At 58.5% G+C, this 16071-nt stretch carries 16 protein-coding genes and 1 pseudogene; 11 read left to right on the top strand and 6 right to left on the bottom strand.

What is annotated here, in order from left to right; genetic code table 11:
* Positions 1 to 25 precede the first annotated feature (25 nt).
* The gene (locus tag AC2YI2_RS31390) at positions 26 to 907 is read left to right on the top strand and encodes a dihydrodipicolinate synthase family protein (protein ID WP_487390471.1); all 882 of its coding nucleotides are present in this window, start codon (positions 26 to 28) and stop codon (positions 905 to 907) included.
* Positions 908 to 990: 83 nt separating this feature from the next.
* On the opposite strand, the pseudogene AC2YI2_RS31385 reads toward AC2YI2_RS31390, so the two are convergent.
* Positions 991 to 1086, bottom strand: a pseudogene (locus AC2YI2_RS31385) (zinc-binding dehydrogenase); the annotation flags it as partial.
* 355 nt (positions 1087 to 1441) lie between these two features.
* Between AC2YI2_RS31385 and AC2YI2_RS31380 the strand changes: the two are divergent.
* A complete protein-coding gene (locus tag AC2YI2_RS31380) occupies positions 1442 to 1837 on the top strand; it encodes a VOC family protein (protein WP_487390470.1) in 396 nt (131 codons plus the stop codon).
* On the opposite strand, the gene AC2YI2_RS31375 is transcribed toward AC2YI2_RS31380, so the two are convergent.
* On the bottom strand, positions 1828 to 3708 hold the full coding sequence (locus tag AC2YI2_RS31375) for a sigma-54-dependent Fis family transcriptional regulator (protein ID WP_487390469.1): 1881 nt from the start codon (positions 3706 to 3708) through the stop codon (positions 1828 to 1830). The genes AC2YI2_RS31380 and AC2YI2_RS31375 overlap by 10 nt on opposite strands.
* Positions 3709 to 3930: 222 nt before the next feature.
* Between AC2YI2_RS31375 and AC2YI2_RS31370 the strand changes: the two genes are divergently transcribed.
* Together AC2YI2_RS31370 and AC2YI2_RS31365 are read left to right on the top strand one after the other, a co-directional pair.
* Positions 3931 to 4983, top strand: a complete 1053-nt coding sequence (locus tag AC2YI2_RS31370; RefSeq protein ID WP_487390468.1) for an NAD(P)-dependent alcohol dehydrogenase — start codon at positions 3931 to 3933, stop codon at positions 4981 to 4983.
* 108 nt (positions 4984 to 5091) lie between these two features.
* Positions 5092 to 5385, top strand: coding sequence for a ribbon-helix-helix domain-containing protein (locus AC2YI2_RS31365; RefSeq protein WP_487390467.1), 294 nt, complete (start codon positions 5092 to 5094; stop codon positions 5383 to 5385).
* A gap of 70 nt (positions 5386 to 5455) precedes the next feature.
* Here the strand turns inward: AC2YI2_RS31365 and AC2YI2_RS31360 are convergent, their stop codons facing one another.
* Genes AC2YI2_RS31360 through AC2YI2_RS31345 form a run of 4 tightly spaced genes read right to left on the bottom strand, consistent with a single transcriptional unit; the run spans position 5456 to position 7578 of the window.
* On the bottom strand, positions 5456 to 5632 hold the full coding sequence (locus AC2YI2_RS31360) for a hypothetical protein (protein WP_487390466.1): 177 nt from the start codon (positions 5630 to 5632) through the stop codon (positions 5456 to 5458).
* 29 nt (positions 5633 to 5661) lie between these two features.
* Complete coding sequence (locus AC2YI2_RS31355) at positions 5662 to 6777, bottom strand: WD40 repeat domain-containing protein (protein WP_487390465.1); 1116 nt, start codon at positions 6775 to 6777, stop codon at positions 5662 to 5664.
* A gap of 1 nt (position 6778) precedes the next feature.
* On the bottom strand, positions 6779 to 7093 hold the full coding sequence (locus AC2YI2_RS31350) for a hypothetical protein (protein WP_487390464.1): 315 nt from the start codon (positions 7091 to 7093) through the stop codon (positions 6779 to 6781).
* 35 nt (positions 7094 to 7128) lie between these two features.
* Positions 7129 to 7578 carry a hypothetical protein gene (locus AC2YI2_RS31345; protein ID WP_487390463.1) on the bottom strand — a complete coding sequence of 150 codons (450 nt, stop codon included), beginning with the start codon at positions 7576 to 7578 and terminating at the stop codon, positions 7129 to 7131.
* Between the two features lie 488 nt (positions 7579 to 8066).
* Between AC2YI2_RS31345 and AC2YI2_RS31340 the strand changes: the two genes are divergently transcribed.
* The 7 genes from AC2YI2_RS31340 to groEL all read left to right on the top strand — a co-directional run bounded on the left by AC2YI2_RS31340 (position 8067) and on the right by groEL (position 16034).
* Complete coding sequence (locus AC2YI2_RS31340; protein ID WP_487390462.1) at positions 8067 to 9734, top strand: aromatic/alkene/methane monooxygenase hydroxylase/oxygenase subunit alpha; 1668 nt, start codon at positions 8067 to 8069, stop codon at positions 9732 to 9734.
* A 98-nt stretch (positions 9735 to 9832) separates the two neighbouring features.
* Positions 9833 to 10918 carry a 2Fe-2S iron-sulfur cluster-binding protein gene (locus tag AC2YI2_RS31335; protein WP_487390461.1) on the top strand — a complete coding sequence of 362 codons (1086 nt, stop codon included), beginning with the start codon at positions 9833 to 9835 and terminating at the stop codon, positions 10916 to 10918.
* 69 nt (positions 10919 to 10987) lie between these two features.
* On the top strand, positions 10988 to 12046 hold the full coding sequence (locus AC2YI2_RS31330) for an aromatic/alkene monooxygenase hydroxylase subunit beta (RefSeq protein ID WP_487390460.1): 1059 nt from the start codon (positions 10988 to 10990) through the stop codon (positions 12044 to 12046).
* Between the two features lie 17 nt (positions 12047 to 12063).
* Positions 12064 to 12432 (top strand): MmoB/DmpM family protein, encoded by a 369-nt coding sequence (locus tag AC2YI2_RS31325; protein ID WP_487390459.1) that lies wholly within the window; start codon positions 12064 to 12066, stop codon positions 12430 to 12432.
* 69 nt (positions 12433 to 12501) lie between these two features.
* Positions 12502 to 13524 (top strand): amidohydrolase family protein, encoded by a 1023-nt coding sequence (locus tag AC2YI2_RS31320; protein ID WP_487390458.1) that lies wholly within the window; start codon positions 12502 to 12504, stop codon positions 13522 to 13524.
* Between the two features lie 5 nt (positions 13525 to 13529).
* Positions 13530 to 14339, top strand: coding sequence for an iron-sulfur cluster assembly protein (locus AC2YI2_RS31315; RefSeq protein WP_487390457.1), 810 nt, complete (start codon positions 13530 to 13532; stop codon positions 14337 to 14339).
* Positions 14340 to 14402: 63 nt separating this feature from the next.
* Complete coding sequence (gene groEL, locus AC2YI2_RS31310; protein WP_487390456.1) at positions 14403 to 16034, top strand: chaperonin GroEL; 1632 nt, start codon at positions 14403 to 14405, stop codon at positions 16032 to 16034.
* The last annotated feature ends 37 nt before the right edge of the window (positions 16035 to 16071 follow it).

Here is a 16071-nt window from a genome sequence, read left to right as displayed (position 1 = left end):
GTGCCATCCATCCAGAGGAAGACAAATGACCAAGCAAGCCTTCGTGGCCCTCGTGACCTGCTTCAACGAGGACGAAACCGTCAACTACCAGGCGACCCGTGCACAGGTGCGACGCCAGGTCGAGGCCGGCAACAACATCATGTGCGCAGGTACCAACGGCGACTTCACGGCGCTGACCTTCGAGGAGAAAGTGCGTCTTACAGAGGAGGTGGTGGATGAGGCGAGGGGACGCGTCCGGGTGATCGTCAATGCCGGCATGCCAGCGACCTTCGAAACGGTGAAGCTGGCGCGTGAATTCGACCGTATCGGCGTCGATGGCATTGCCGTGATCACGCCCTTCTTCATCGCCTGCACTCAGGACGGCCTCATCCGCCATTTTTCGTCCGTTGCCGATGCGGTGAAGACGCCCGTCTATCTTTACGACATTCCGGCCCGCACGCAGAACCACATCGAACCGGAGACTGCCCGCATTCTTACCGGTCACGGCAATATCGCGGGCATCAAGGATTCGGGCGGCGCGAAGGAGACTTTGGAAGCCTACCTCCAGGTCGCCAGGGAGATGGCTGGGTTCGAAGTCTATTCAGGACCGGACCACCTCGTGCTCTGGGCGCTGCAGCATGGTGCGGCTGGGTGCATTTCAGGCCTCGGCAATGCCATGCCCCATGTTCTGGCCGGGATCCTGGACGCCTTCAATGCCGGCGATATCGCCAAGGCAGAGGAGCGGCAGGGCACCTTCGCGGCGTTCCGCACGGACCTCTATGCCCTCGGCTTTGCCCCCGCCATGGTCAAGCGTGCCCTCTATCTGCAGGACCCCTCGGTCGGCGCCAGCCGCCAGCCAGCGCTGCTTCCAAACGAGGCGCAGGACGCACAGATCGCTGGCATCCTGCGCCAATATGGTCTGCTGTAAGTTGGTTGAGCGAGGCACATGGTGGCATGCCGCTTTCGCATGTGAGACCGTCAAAGCCCCGCCACATGACCGTGACCGCTCCGTCATCGTAGCTTGACGACCACCTTGCCTTTCGCGCGGCCCGTGTCGACGTAGGTAAGAGCCTCCTCGGTCGCTGCGAACGGAAAGGTCCGATCGATGAAGAACGCTTTCATGTCTTGTTCTCGTGCAAGGTATTCTGGTTTCTCGTTTCGCTGGCTGTGTGACATGCGTTACACGTCTGGTCCTGTCGTATTGGCATCGGCAAGTTGCCTGCCGGCAAAACTTCGCTCGCGCATTGCAATGGCCTTCGATCGCGCGGCCTGACTGGCGGGGGGCTCCCCGGGCGGTGCTCTGATTGCTCTGATCCTATCACGCCGACCAAAGCCAATAGACAAAAAGCCGTGATCTCTGCAAAAAGACCAATCAGATTGAAGTGGTACCAGACTACTGCCAGTCAGATGCGCAACTCGTTTATTTCGCGGGTGTATTTTCGCCTTATGACTGGGTGACAATTTGGCCAGAATAATACATTCGATGATCCGAGTTCTCGATGAGCAACGATCAGTTGACTTCTACAGGAAGGCTTTTGGCCTTGCCGTCGCCGAGCGACTTGAATTCGAGACATTCACCTTGCTCTATCTCAGCAACGCTGAAAGCACCTTCGAACTGGAACTGACCATCAACAAGCAACAGAGCGAAGCGTATGCACTCGGCAACGGCTATGGACATCTGGCGGTTTCGGTCAGTGATATCGACGCCGAGCACCAGCGCCTGGCCTCGGAAGGCCTCAAGCCGGGCAAGCTGGTCGATTTCGCTCATGGCGGCAAAAATCTGGCCCGGTTCTTCTTCATCAGCGATCCGGATGGATACAAGATCGAGGTGCTTCAGCGCGCGGGGCGCTACCTCTGAGACGTTGTGCGAACGTGTTTATAGACGGTTGTCCGGGAGAGTTCGAGTTGGCGTGCGGTCTGTGATATGTTCTTGTCAGTTTTTCGATAAACGGTGCGGATTTCCTGGCACTTGGCCCGGCTGAGCGGTCGGCCGCGGCATTCGTCGCACCAATCACCCGTAGCGTCGGCTGCGGGGCCGGTCTCATCGAAACACCCTTCATCGAAATAGTCGGCCCGCCGGCGAAGGAGCGCACGCTGCAGGACAGTCTTCAATTCGCGGATGTTGCCGGGCCAGGACCGTTTCGAGAGCGCGGCGATGGCCCCATCAGTCACCGGCGTGCCGGGCGCCATCCTCTCCATCAAGTGACGGACGATGCCGCCGAAATCAGTCCGTGAGCGCAGCGGCGGCAAGCGGATGAGGAAGCTATTGAGACGATAGAAGAGGTCGGCGCGAAAAAGCCTCTGCGCCACCATCTCCTCAAGATTTCGGTTCGTGGCAGAGATGATCTGTACATCCACCTTTTTTGACTTTAGGCCGCCAACGGCGCGAATTTCCATGCTGTCGAGAAATCTGAGGAGCGATGTCTGCGCTCCAAGCGGTATATCGGCGACCTCATCGAGAAATAGCGTGCCGCCGTCAGCGGCGCGGGCCAGCCCCGGCGAACCTTCGCTGCGGGCGTTGGTGAAGGCGCCACGCTCGTGGCCGAACATTTCGGCAATGAACAACTCTTGCGGCACTGCGCCGCAATTAATCGCCACAAAGTCGCCCTTTCGACCACTCAGTTCGTGGACGTGACGCGCCATCAGTTCCTTGCCCGTGCCCGTTTCGCCGGTGATGTGCACCGGCAGCGACAACGTGGCGGCTTCGGAAAGTTCGACAAGTGACCGCTTGATCGACGGATCTTCCGCAGCGAAATCCGGTACATCCTCTGATCTGAGCAGTTTTGGCGGCGCCGGCACGGACCGTTCCAGTGTCGCCGTCCGGCGTTCACCGATCTGCCGACAGACCATGAAGACGCCGCTGCCCGCCCGATCACGAACGAGGATGACGCCACCGTTCAGCAAGCCATCCATCGCGGTGCCGAAATTGGCTTCGAACAGGCTGTTAAACGCATTGCCCCGCGTCGCGGGGAGGCCCGAAAGCAGCACCCTCCCTGGCCGGTTGATCGAAAGGAGATCGCCTTCGAACGAAACAGAGATGAGTCCGGCCGAGAGCGTATCGAGATATTCCGCACGCGGATGGAAAGCGAAGACAAAGCTCTTGGCAAAATTCTGGTAGATCAAGCCGTTCTCGATCTGCGCGGCGGCCATCCGTACCAGCGCATGAGTGTGCTCTTGCCGCGCCTCGTGTGCGCAGGATGCATCGAGCAGACCAATAATCTCCCCGTCCGAGTTGATGATCGGCGCGGCCATGCAGCTCAAGTGCCCATGGCAGGTGAAATAGTGCTCCCGGCCATAGATCGCCACCGGCTGGCCAGTCATGCCGGCCAACCCAAGGGCATTGGTGCCGCGCTCGCTTTCGTTCCACATGCTGCCCGGGATGATCGACCGTCCGGCTTCACTATTTGCAAAATGCTGGTCGCTGATCGTATCGAGAACAATGCCGTCGGCGTCGCCGAGCGCAATCATGAAATTCGAACCGGCGATTTGCGAATACAAGAGCTGCATCTCCGCAAGCGCGAGCAGTCGCATCGCGGCTTTCGCCTCCCGCCGCTTCTTGACGTCAGAAAAGGCGACGACAGCGTGGTGCGGCCGGCCGCGCGGATCGAGATTGGCGTCGCGACAACGCTGCCAGCTGTTAGCGACAAGCGGCTGCAACGCACCAACTGGAAGCCGTTCGCCCCCTTCCAGCGCGTTGCGGGCGCGATCCATGCCTGACAGATGCTGCATGTCTCCTCCTCATATACAATTCCAACAAGCTAGCAGCCGGTAGCGGCGGCGCAATAGACAGAAACTGAACAGCCCCTCTGTTCATCCCGTTCAGCCGCTGCACGCGGACAGGATCGGACATCTTAGCCATGTATTTGATAATATTCGAAATTGCGACGTGGCACAGCGCTTGCTGCTCTGTTCTTGGCGGGCGCAGGTGCCGGCACTGGAGGAGACGACATAATGAAAGCGCAAGTTTTGACGAAGTATGATGACAGCCTCACGGCAGACCAATGGGTGTCGCTCCAGGAGGTCCCCGATCCGAAAATCAACAAATCGACCGACGTCATTGTCAGGATCGGCGGTGCTGGCGTCTGCCGGACCGATCTTCACATCGTCGAAGGAGTCTGGCGACCGCATATGGATCCGGCTGGCAATTCTCTCCTGCCACTGATCATGGGCCACGAGAATGCCGGTTGGGTCGAGGCGATCGGCAAAGAGGTCGAGGGCATCAAGGTTGGTGATCCCGTTATCGTCCATCCGAAGATATCCGGTGGCACCTGCCTTGCCTGCCGGCGTGGTTTCGACATGCATGGGCCGGGGACATTTCCGGGCCTTGACTGCAACGGCGGCTATTCCGAATATCTCTGCACGTCGGAGCGAAACATCGTCGCGCTGCCGAAGACGTTGGCGCCAAAGGAAGTCGCGCCTTACGCAGATGCAGGCCTGACCGCCTATCGTGCCGTCAAAAAGGCGACGCGCCATTTGCTGCCCGGCGAAAGCTGCGTCGTCATCGGCGCCGGCGGCCTCGGGCATATCGGTATCCAATGCCTGAAAGCAATGTGCGCCGCCGACGTGATCGTGGTCGATACTTCTGACGCATCTTTGAACCTGGCCAGCAACATCGGCGCCGACAAGCTCGTCAAGGCTGATGGCAATGAAGTGGAGGCTGTGCTGCAGCTGACCGGCGGTCAGGGTGCCGAAGCCGTGATTGATTTCGTCGGAGAGAAAGGCACCACGACCAAGGGGCTCGCCATGACCCGGGCGATGGGCAGCTACTATGTTGTAGGTTATGGCGAGGAGATCCGAGTGCCGACTGTCGACATGGTGATCACCGAGAAGAACATCATCGGCAATCTCGTCGGCACTTGGGCCGAATTGACGGAACTGATGGCGCTCGCCGACCGCGGACTCGTCAATCTGACGACGGTCGAATATCGATTGGCTGATGCCAACCAGGCGCTCAAGGACCTTCACAACGGCAAGATCCATGGCCGTGCGGTGCTCATCCCCTGAACGCCTTCCCGACAATAGGCCGTCCGGCTGAAAACGATGCATTACTCCCTGGGACAGCGCTCCGCGGGGAGTACTTGCCGTAGGCCTGAACACCCAGGAGGAATGACGATGATGTGCAGGGTATTGACGGGGCAAAATCCGCAACGGTTTGAAAAAGTCAGCCGATCGGTGCGGATATTTGGCCATTCGACGAGCGTCCGTCTCGAAGCGGCGTTCTGGCAGGTGCTGGAAGACATAGCGAGAATGGAGGGGCTTTCCACTTCCAAACTGATATCGGAACTCTATTCCGAGGCATTGGAAATGCATGGCGGCATGTCGAATCTCGCCTCCATGTTGCGGACAGTCTGTCTCCTGTATCAGCAAGAACGCGGGCAGCATACCGTTGCCTCGTGGTCGCCCTGAAGGCCGACAATCGAAGGCGGCGCGGATCGCCTTTGCTGATCTCGTCCCGCCGTAACGGGGCTTTCGGTGTTCAGTTGGTTTTTTTGCTGCCATCACTGCGGCCTTCGGCGATCCAACGGGCGCCGAGTACCAGCGCCCCCATGCTGAATTCCTTGCCATGGGCCGCGACCATTTCTTCGGAGAGCTTGGCGATCTTTTCGAAGAAGGCGTCCTTGCTCTTGTCTTCGGCGGTGAGTTCGGTCTGCATAGTGTCCTCCATGCTTGGTTGGTTGGATTCTATTTGAAGATCTCGTTGGGAAAGGTGACGATTGCGGCACTGCCGAGCGCATCTCCCACCGCCAGATGCCGGCCGTCGACCGACCACAAAAGCGTGGTGACCGGCCCACCCGCTTCCCGGACAGTGAGTTCCTCAGTCGAGCCGATCCGGGCAACGGCGACGCGACCGTTGGCATAGCCTGCCGCGACCAATGCCTTTGTGGGATGGGCGGCGACGGTTGCCACCATCACGAAGCCGGCCTGTCCGGTGGCGATCGCGCCGGTCGCGCTGTCGGAAAGCGGCGGCCTTTCCATCGACCAGCCCGCGATTCGATAGGCCCCCGAAGCGAAAAACGCGTTCATGGCCCGGCTCCAATCCAGCGTGCGGATTGGGCCTGGGAAATCACGAAGCATGACGTTCTCGCCGATTGTCACGTTGACTAGGCAAAGGCCGTCGGTCTCCAATCCGCATGCCAGCCACTTGCCGTCATTGCTCCATCTCAGCGAAAGCGGCCGCGATGGCAGCGCAATGTCGAGAAGCTCATTCAGCGCGCCGCCAATCCCCCGGAGGCCCAGATTGCCTGTGCCGGCAAATGCGATCATGCCGCCATCGCCGGATATTGATATAAGTTCAACCATCTGGTCGCCGAGATCAATCTCCCTGATTGGCCCCTCTTCGCCGAACAGCAGCCGCAGCTGGGAGTGGACGACCGCGGCTGTCAGCCCCGTCTTAAAACAGTGATCGAAAGCAGTGATGGGGCTCTTGTCCGCCAGCGCCTTTGCCGCAATCTCACCAGAATGGCCGATGCGCAGCAGTTCGCCACTTCTGGTCATGACAATGAGTTCGCCATTTGAACCTGCGGCAAGACTCAGGCCTTCCTGAACACGGGTATTGATCAATGGCGAGGGCTTGCCTTCGCGCGGGCGGATCGTGGTTTGGCCATTGTCGATCACGATGCGCGCTTCCGGCGGCTCGTTGTCGGGCAGGCGCGCAAGCGCCACCGTACCATCGACGGCCGAGATCGCCAGCAACTTATCGTCGCTGTTGAAACAAAGATGGGTAATTGCTGCCCGGCGCTGCCAGTTGCGCGCCAGTAGGTCAAACAGGGTTATGTTCGGCATGGTCTGCTGGTTCATATCATCCTCCCTTTGCCGTGGCGATCGACCGGTCCAGTGCCGCGACATCCTGTTCAGCCGCCGCGATCTCTTCAGTGCAATCGGCGTGGGCCTCTCGCATCTTGTTGGCGGTCTGCTTGACGTGATGCAATTCCTGCACCAGTTGGCCGTTAGCGGGATCGCGGCCGATTGCAAGCTCAAGCCGCAGGATGTCCATCTCAAGGCCGGAAATCGTCTGGATGAACTTCAACGCCTTGGCCGTCAGGGTCGAGACGGCAGCCACGGCTTCGACGCGCCGGCGCGTAAGGTCGAGGGCCGTATGGTCCTGGGCGATCATAGAAAATCCTCTGTTCCGCAGCGCGTTTGAAGTTCTCAACGGTCCCGGGTGGGGGGTGTTTTCCAGGCCTCCAGCGCTGTTGGCAGCTCCGGCATCTGGCTTCTGAACTGGTTCTCGGCCATGCTGATGTGGCTTCGCAACTGATCCCAGATGTCCACCCGGATCATCGTGTCCCCGGTCAGTTGTTCCATTTCTTCAATGCGGAACTGTTGGGACAGTGAGACGCCCGAAAATACGAAATCCCGCAGCATGAGCGCATGTTTCTCTGCGAAGGCATGGATCATCGGGTGGGTTTCTGACGTCACTCCGGTCATTGCCAGCTCGCGCATGATGAAGTGCTGGAAATGGTTCTGCATCACGTGCTGGCTTTCGCCGATGAAGCGCATGACAAACACCAGATCGCGTTGCATGAGCTCTGCGAGCTGGATCGTAACGTCGCTACGAACGGCGGCTAAAGGCCCCTGATTCCTGCTTCTGCCGGTCATGATGGTATCCAAATCAAGATTTGGCTCTGCCGAGCTGAGTTTGAAATATAATTAAATAATATATTTTGTCCATCCTTACTTATGGTGTATGCGCTCCGATATTGCATAGTATTGATATTGTTACATCTGTAAAATGCAATTGTAAAATTATGTTACACTTAAGGAAGATCTACTATCAACAGTCGTTGAAAGCTGCGTATTGTTAAGTTGGCACGCCCCTTGCATCGTCCCTCTTATAAGAGGCCATCGCGTTCACAGCGACGCTAAAAGAACGAAGGAGCGGGGGGAGCAGTTTCAACAGCCCGGGTCAGGAGTGCCCCGGCGCCTCTCCGACAATACCTTTGCCATGATTCACTCGAATGGTTCGACATGGTCGCGCTTGGCGCCTCCCTTTGCCATGCCATTCCAATTTTCGCTCGCGGCGCCCCGAGCGCCGTTCCAACCGGGGCCGAAGGTCTGCGGTTCACACACAGTGGAGGCTGATAACGATGTCGTCTTTGACACTCAACAAAATCACCTCGCAGCGCGGAATTTCCGTTGGCGAGGCAACCAAGAAGATTTCCGACCTCGGTTGGAATCCCACCTACGTTCAGGAAGCAATGACGTTTCCGACGGATTACAAAATCACCAAGGCGCCGCGCGATCCGATGAAACAGGTGCTGCGCTCCTATTTCCCCATGCAGGAGGAAAAGGACAATCGCGTCTATGGTGCGCTGGACGCCGCCCTGCGCGGCGACATGTTCCGCAATGTTGAACCTCGCTGGGTCGAATGGATGAAGCTGTTCCTGGCAATCATCCCGTTCCCGGAAATCTCGGCAGCCCGATCAATGGCAATGGTTGCCCGCCTGGCGCCGGGTGAAGACCTGCGCACCGGCTTCACCATGCAGATGGTCGATGAGTTTCGCCACTCGACGATCCAGATGAACCTCAAGAAGTGGTACATGGAGAACTATATCGATCCAGCCGGCTTCGACATCACCGAGGAAGCCTTCGGCAAGTGCTATGCCACTACGATCGGTCGCCAGTTCGGCGAAGGCTTCATCACTGGCGACGTGATGACGTCCGCCTGTATGTATCTGACCGTCGTCGCCGAGACCGCCTTCACCAACACCCTGTTCGTGGCCATGCCGTCAGAAGCTGCGCGGAACGGGGACTATGCCCTTCCGACGGTCTTCCTGTCGGTCCAGTCGGATGAAAGCCGTCATATCGGCAACGGCCACTCACTGCTGATGGCGGCGCTTAAGGAGCCGGAAAACCACCTGCTGCTCGAGCGCGACCTGCGCTACTCGTTCTGGCAGAACCACGCGATCGTCGATGCCGCTATCGGCACCTTCATCGAATACGGCACCACCAATCGCGACAAGAATAAGGAATCCTATGCGGAAATGTGGCACCGCTGGATCTTCGAGGACTACTACCGCACCTATATGCTGCCGCTGGAAAAATACGGCATCAAGGTTCATCACGACGACGTTCACGAAGCCTGGAACCGCATCACCAAAAAGCACTACGTCCACAAGGTCGCTCAGTTCTTCGCAGTCGGCTGGCCGGTCAACTTCTGGCGCATCGAGGCCCAGCGCGACGCCGATTTCGAATGGTTCGAGCATAAGTATCCCGGCTGGTACGCGCAATTCGGCGACTTCTGGAAATGGTATGACAAGCTCAGCCATCGCGGCGAGAAGGTCGTCACCTTCAACGAGGAAGTCGGCTATGTCTATCCGCATCGCTGCTGGAGCTGCCTCGTCCCCTGCCTGATCCGCGAAGACATCGTCGTCGATGAAATCGACGGCCAGTTGCATACCTTTGCCCACGAACTCGATCGCTGGACCGCCGTCGAAGCCTTCTCGGACGAATACCAGGGACGTCCAACGCCGGCGATGGGCCGTTTCAGCGGCAAGCGCGAATGGGAGACCCTCTATCACGGCTGGGATCTCGCGGACGCAATCAAGGACCTGAACTTCGTTCGTTCCGACGGCAAGACGCTGGTGCCGCAGCCGCATCTGCGTTTCGACGGCAAGGACATGTGGACGCTGGACGACGTGCGCGGCCACACCCTGATGTCACCGCTGAAGATTCTGCGCGACATGACACCAGACGCCCGTGAAAAGCACCTCGCCGAATATCGTGCAGGCTTCACCATCACGCCTTTCAATTAAGACGTCGACCCGCGGGGGCCGGTTTAGGCCTCCGCGACCTCATGGGAAGAGGCCGTTTCCTCAACAGGGAGACGCGCAGCAATTGGGAGATTGGGTACATGGCTGACGCACAAAAAGCACATCAGCACGCGCATACGGTGCGTCTCGAACCGGTCGGCGTCGAATTCGAGGTCGAAAACGGCGAGACGGTTCTGAACGCCGCCTTTCGGCAAGGCATAGCGCTGCCGCATGGCTGCAAGGAGGGGCAGTGTTCCGCGTGCAAATGCGTGCTGCTGGAGGGCGAAGTCGACATGCTGAAATACTCGACCTTCGCACTCAGTGAAATTGAAAAAGATTCAGGCCATATCCTGCTGTGCCGGGCGATTGCCTATTCGGACATGGAGGTCGAGCTCCTCAACTACGACGAGGAACTGCTCGCAAAGGCGATTGCTGTCAAGAGTTACAGCGGCCGGATCTCACGTTTCGAGAAGCTTACCCACGATATCAGAGGCATCGAAATCGAACTCGGTTCGCCAATCAAGTTCTGGGCGGGACAGTATGTCGACATCACGGTCACCACGGAAGAGGGGGAGACGATTACGCGCTCGTTCTCCATGGCAAATACGCCGAGCGAAACCCAGAAGCTCTCCTTCATCATCAAGAAATATCCCGAAGGAAAATTCTCCGGCGAGCTTGATTCCGGAGGCATCCGGGTTGGAGCCGAAGTCAGCGTTGTCGGACCCTACGGAACCTGCTTTCGACGAGAAGACCGGCAGGGACCATTAGTGCTCGTGGGAGCGGGATCGGGCATGTCGCCGGTCTGGTCGATTCTTAACGATCATCTCGCCAGCGGTGAGAAGCGGCCCGTCTATTTCTTTTACGGTGCTCGGACGGAGGATGATTTGTTCCATCTCGACCGGATCGCGGCGTTGGTCGGCCTCCATCCTGAACTCACCTTCATTCCGGTGCTGTCACATGCCCCGGAAGACGGCGGCTGGACTGGCGAGCGCGGCTTCGTGCACCAGAGCGTCGATGCCAAGCTGAAGGAACTGGCGGTGGATGGAGAGGGCGACGTCTACGCCTGCGGCCCGCCGCCGATGATCGATGCGCTGCAGCCTGTGCTGTTCATGAACGGCTTCGAGTCAGAGCGCATTTTCTTCGACAAATTCACCACTTCGTCCGGCGGAGGAACCCCAAGTCACTAGGGGTTGGCCATTGAGGCTGGACGAAGCACGGACAGCAATATCAGCAACTGCAACAAGGGAGTGAGAACTATGGCAGCATTATCGAGTTCAGTCGGGTCGGGCGCGGCGGGGGCGGCAATATTCGCCGATTCCGACAGCCGGAAATACCGCTACTTCGACCCGAAGGGTCAGCGGGCCACCCATTATGAAGACGTCACGGTCGATGTCCAGCCGGACCCCGAACGCTATTTGATCCAGAATTGGATCATTTCGTTCGCCAACGGCAAGGGCGCCTATGTCAAGGACAACACCGCAGCTCAGAGCTCCAACTGGCACGCCTTCCGAGCGCCGGACCAGGAGTGGGAACGTACCCACTATCAGCGTCAGTCCAAGATCGAGACCATGGTGCAGAGCGTCATCACAAACGCCCGCCGGGCCGGAGCGCCAAAAACCTTCGACAAGGTCTGGGTTAAGATCCTGCAGGCCCATCTGGGGGCATGGAAACATGCCGAATTCGGTCTGGGCACCTCGCTGATGCAAGCGCAGCGCTATGGTTACACCCAGATGATCAACAATGCCACGCTAACCAATTCCTCCTACAAGCTCAGGCTTGCCCAGGACATCACGCTTTATCTCGCCGAAATCGGCATGGATATTGCCGGCTGGGACGATGAACTCGGCAAGAAGCATTGGCTCGAGGACGGTGTCTGGCAAGGCACGCGCGAAGCCATCGAGACGATCATGGGCACGACCGATTATCTCGAACAGTATTTCGCCATCAACCTCATCTTCGAACCGCTGGTGGGAGAACTGTTTCGCTCGGGCTTCCTGATGCAGGCAGCTGCCGCCAACCATGACTTCATCACCCCGCCGGTAATTTCGGCCGCCGAGGCCGATTACGAACGCAATCTCGCCAACACGATCGACCTCGCCTACCTGCTGGTCCACGACGAGACATATGGCGCGGCCAACGCCAAGCTGTTCCAAGGCTGGGTCACCAAGCATGCCGCACTCGCCGACAAGGCGGCGCTCGGCCTGCAGCCGATCTGGTCCATGCCGCATTCCAAGCCGATCTCGTTCCCCGACGTCCGCGCCCAGTCCGAAGAACGGCTCGGCAAGATCCTCGGCGAACTCGGCCTCAAGCGTTAAAACCAGGAGATATCAATATGTCATCAGTCGCACGCGACGCGTCGCAGTCCAACATCTTCAAATCGATGAAGGACATCACTTTCGAACAGACGATTTCCCACCAGTGTGGCGTGACCATGAGTGACTCGGTCGAGGCTCGGGCCATTGCCGAATTCATGGGCACGAAGCCAGGCGTCACCGTTACCTATGCGCCGGCAATGATCCGCATCGACGGCAACGGCAAGCTCATCTTTAAGATGGACGATATCAGCGATTATCTCGGCCGCGAAATGACCGCCGAGATCTTCGAAGTCAACACCTCGACCCACTATGGGCGGATGGTTCGCATCGACGACAACGAGGTCATCCTGTTCGGCGATATGGACGAAGTCTTCAAATATATTTGAGGCAACCAGGCGGGCGGCGCGCTGACATATCGGCGCGCCGGAATTTCAACGATTGCAGCGGAGGCAACAATGTTCATCACACCAGAAGGCAAGGAAATATTCATCGTCGACGGCCACACCCATTTCTGGGATGGCAGCCCGGAAAACCAGCGCAATATCCACGGCAAGCAGTTCGTCGAGTGCTTTTATGGCTACCACACAGCGTTGAGCCCGAAGGAGCAGCTCTGGGAAAAAAGCAAGTTCGAGAAATACAGTGCCAATGACCTCTATCAAGACCTGTTTATCGATGGCCCGGATGACGTGGCGATCATTCAGTCAACCTATCTCAAGGATTTCTACAAGGATGGCTTCAACACGATCGAGCGTAATGCCGAGGTGGCCAAGCGGTACCCGGAGAGGTTCATCGTCAACGGTTCGTTCGATCCGCGCGATGGTGACAAGGCACTCGAATATATCCACTGGATGAAGGAGACCTATGACATCAAGGGCGTGAAAATGTACACGGCCGAATGGAATGGCGCTTCCAAGGGATGGCGCCTTAACGATCCAGCCGCCTACAAGTGTTTTGAGCTTTGCGAAAAGCTGGGTATCAAGAACATCCACGTCCACAAAGGACCGACGATCATCCCGCTCAACAAGGACGCGTTCGACGTTCATGATGTCGATTACGCAGCCACCGATTTCCAGGGCCTCAACTGGATCGTCGAACATTGCGGCCTGCCGCGTCTCGATGATTTCTGTTGGATCGCGGTGCAGGAAACCAATGTCTATGGCGGCCTCGCCGTCGCACTGCCCTTCATCCATTCAAGGCCGCGGTATTTCGCCGAGATCATTTCCGAACTGCTGTTCTGGGTCGGTCCGGAAAAGATCCTGTTCGGATCCGATTATGCGATCTGGACGCCGCGCTGGCTAGTCGAAAAGTTCTGGGCGTTCGAATTGCCCGAAGATATTGCGAAGGAGCGAGGTGTGCAATTGACACCGGAGATCAAGGAAAAGATCCTCGGCCTCAACGCAGCGCGCCTCTACGATATCGATATCGAGGCAAAGAAGGCGGCGCTTGCCAATTCACCCTTCAGCGTTGCTGCGGAGTGATCGAAATGACCTCTGCCACTTTGTCAGAAAGCCGCCAGGGAGAACTCTGGCGGCGCCTCGAAGAGGTAAACGACCCGGAACTGGATGAGCCGGTTACCGATATGGGTTTCATCGAGCGCGCCGAGATTGCCGCCGATGGCCGGGTCGATATCGGATTCCGCCTGCCGACCTACTGGTGTTCGCCGAACTTCGCCTTTCTGATGCTCGACGACGTCAGGAACGCGCTCGAGGCCCTTAGCTGGGCGCCAGCCTATCGCATCAATCTGCATGACCACATGTTTGCTGAGGAAGTGAACAAGGGCATTGCGGAGGGCAGGGTCTTTGCCGAGATTTTCCGGGGACTTGCGGAGGACACGAATCTCGACGAATTGCGGGAGAAGTTTCGCCTCAAGGCGTTCAAGCGCAGGCAAGAAGCGGTCATCCTCGACCTTAAGGGTATTGGTATCGCGGATAGCGAGATCATCAGGATGACGCTCTTCATGCTGGACGCCATCATCACCAACAGTGAACGGGCGCGCAAGAACAAGCTCCGCTATCGCCAGGCGTTGATGCAGCGCTGGCCCGATCTTGGTCCGCGTGATGCGGTTATCGTCGACTATGACGGTAAGCGGATCGCGCGCGACGCATTGCCAGCGCATATCGCCGATCTCCGCAGTGTCCGGATCAATATGGAGTTCAACGGCGCGCTCTGCCGGGGACTCAAGCAGACACGCTATAAGGAAATGGAAATGGTCGATGGCGAGCCGACGCTCGTCGATTTCATCCTCGACCGGGTTCCCGTTTCCGAAACGTGTGCATCACCGAGCCGCAACTGAATCAACGGCCTTACCGAAGAAGGCCCAAATCAACAAACCGCCCGTCAGGCGGATGGAGGACTTATGCCCAAATTGATGTTGCACAACTCCGAAGCACGTCGCGCTCTGGCGCGAGGGGTAGCCAGGCTGGCAGCCGCGGTCGAACCGACCCTCGGTCCAAGAGGCATGAATGCGATGATCGACCGGCCGCTAGGCACGCCGATGGTGACCCGCGACGGCGTCAGCATCGCCTCAGAGATCGAACTGCATGACCGCTTCGAGAACATGGGTGCACAAGTGGTCCGTGAAGTCTCGATGCAGACCAACGAGATCGCCGGCGATGGTACCACGACGGCGATCGTGCTTGCCAATGCGCTGGTGCAACGCGGCATCGAGGCCAATGAGCGTGGAGTGAAGTCCGTCGATCTCTGCAAAGGGATCGATCTGGCGGTGGACAAGGTGGTCGAGGCGTTGAAGGCCGGCGCCAAGCCGGCCAAGGGCAATGGTACACTCGCCGCCGTCGCCAATATTGCCGCCACTGATCCGAAACTCGGCGCGTTGGTCGCGGAAGCCTATGAACGGGTCGGTTCAGACGGCATCATCACAACGGATTTCAGCGTGACCACCGAAACGGTGCTGGACGTGGTCGAAGGCATGTCCTTCGAGCGTGGTTATCTCTCACACCATATGGTCACCAATCAGGAAAAGATGGAGACTGTTCTCGAACGCCCGCTGATCCTGATGACCGATCTCAAGATCCGGGAGCCTGCGTCCCTGGACGCCGTGCGCAGCATCGCCGACAAGGCTGAGCGCCCCTTGCTGATCATAGCGGAAGAAATGTCCCCCGAAGTTGTCGTCACGCTGCTCGGCAAGCAGGGGCCAGGAAAATACCTGGTCGTTCATCCGCCGGAATACGGCCATTGGCGCAAGTCGATGCTGGAAGACCTGGCGATCCTGACCGGCGGCAGGGTGATCGCCCGCGATCTCGGTGGCCGGATCGAGGATGCGACAGCTGAAGATCTCGGCTCCGCAGAACGTGCCATCACCAGTTCGACCTATACGACGATCGTCCGTGGGGGTGGCGATCCCGCGGCCATCTTTGCGCGCCGAGCGCAGGTTCAACGGCAGTTCGAGGCAGCGCCACCGAATATCGAGCAGGACAAGCTGCGCGAGCGTTTGGCAAAACTTTCCGGCGGTACGGCGGTTCTCTATGCCGGTGGGGTCACGCCGGTCGAGCAGAAGCGCACGATCCAGCTGATCGAGGATTCGCTGCATGCGGTGCGCGCTGCGGCCGAGGAAGGCGTGGTGGCCGGCGGTGGTTCGGCTTTGGCCCAGGTCGCGCCGGTGCTTGACGCATTACTCTCGACAGTGACTGGCGATGTGGCCGAAGGCATTCGCCTCGTAAGGTCGGTGCTGACACGACCATTGTGGCGGATCGCGACCAATGCCGGTGGCGATGCCGATGCGATCATTGCCGAAGTCACGCGTGTCAACAGCGGCTATGGCTACAATGCGGCAACGGGGACATACCAGAACATGATCGACGCCGGAATCATCGATCCGGTGCGCGTAACCTACACGGCGCTCCGCAACGCTGCCTCGGTCGCAAAACTGATCCTGACAACAGAAACGCTCATCGGCGATCTCGCCGAGAACGAGGATCCGACAGCAGGTCCGGCACTCGGCGGCGGTGCAGAGAAGCTCGGACGCGCTTAAGGAACAGGCGGTGTATTCGATGAGACCCGTGGCATGC

The sequence above is a fragment of the Rhizobium sp. SRI_017 genome (assembly GCF_057586295.1).
Note: the sequence above shows the minus strand (reverse complement) of the source record. Positions and strands in the feature narration are given on the sequence as shown.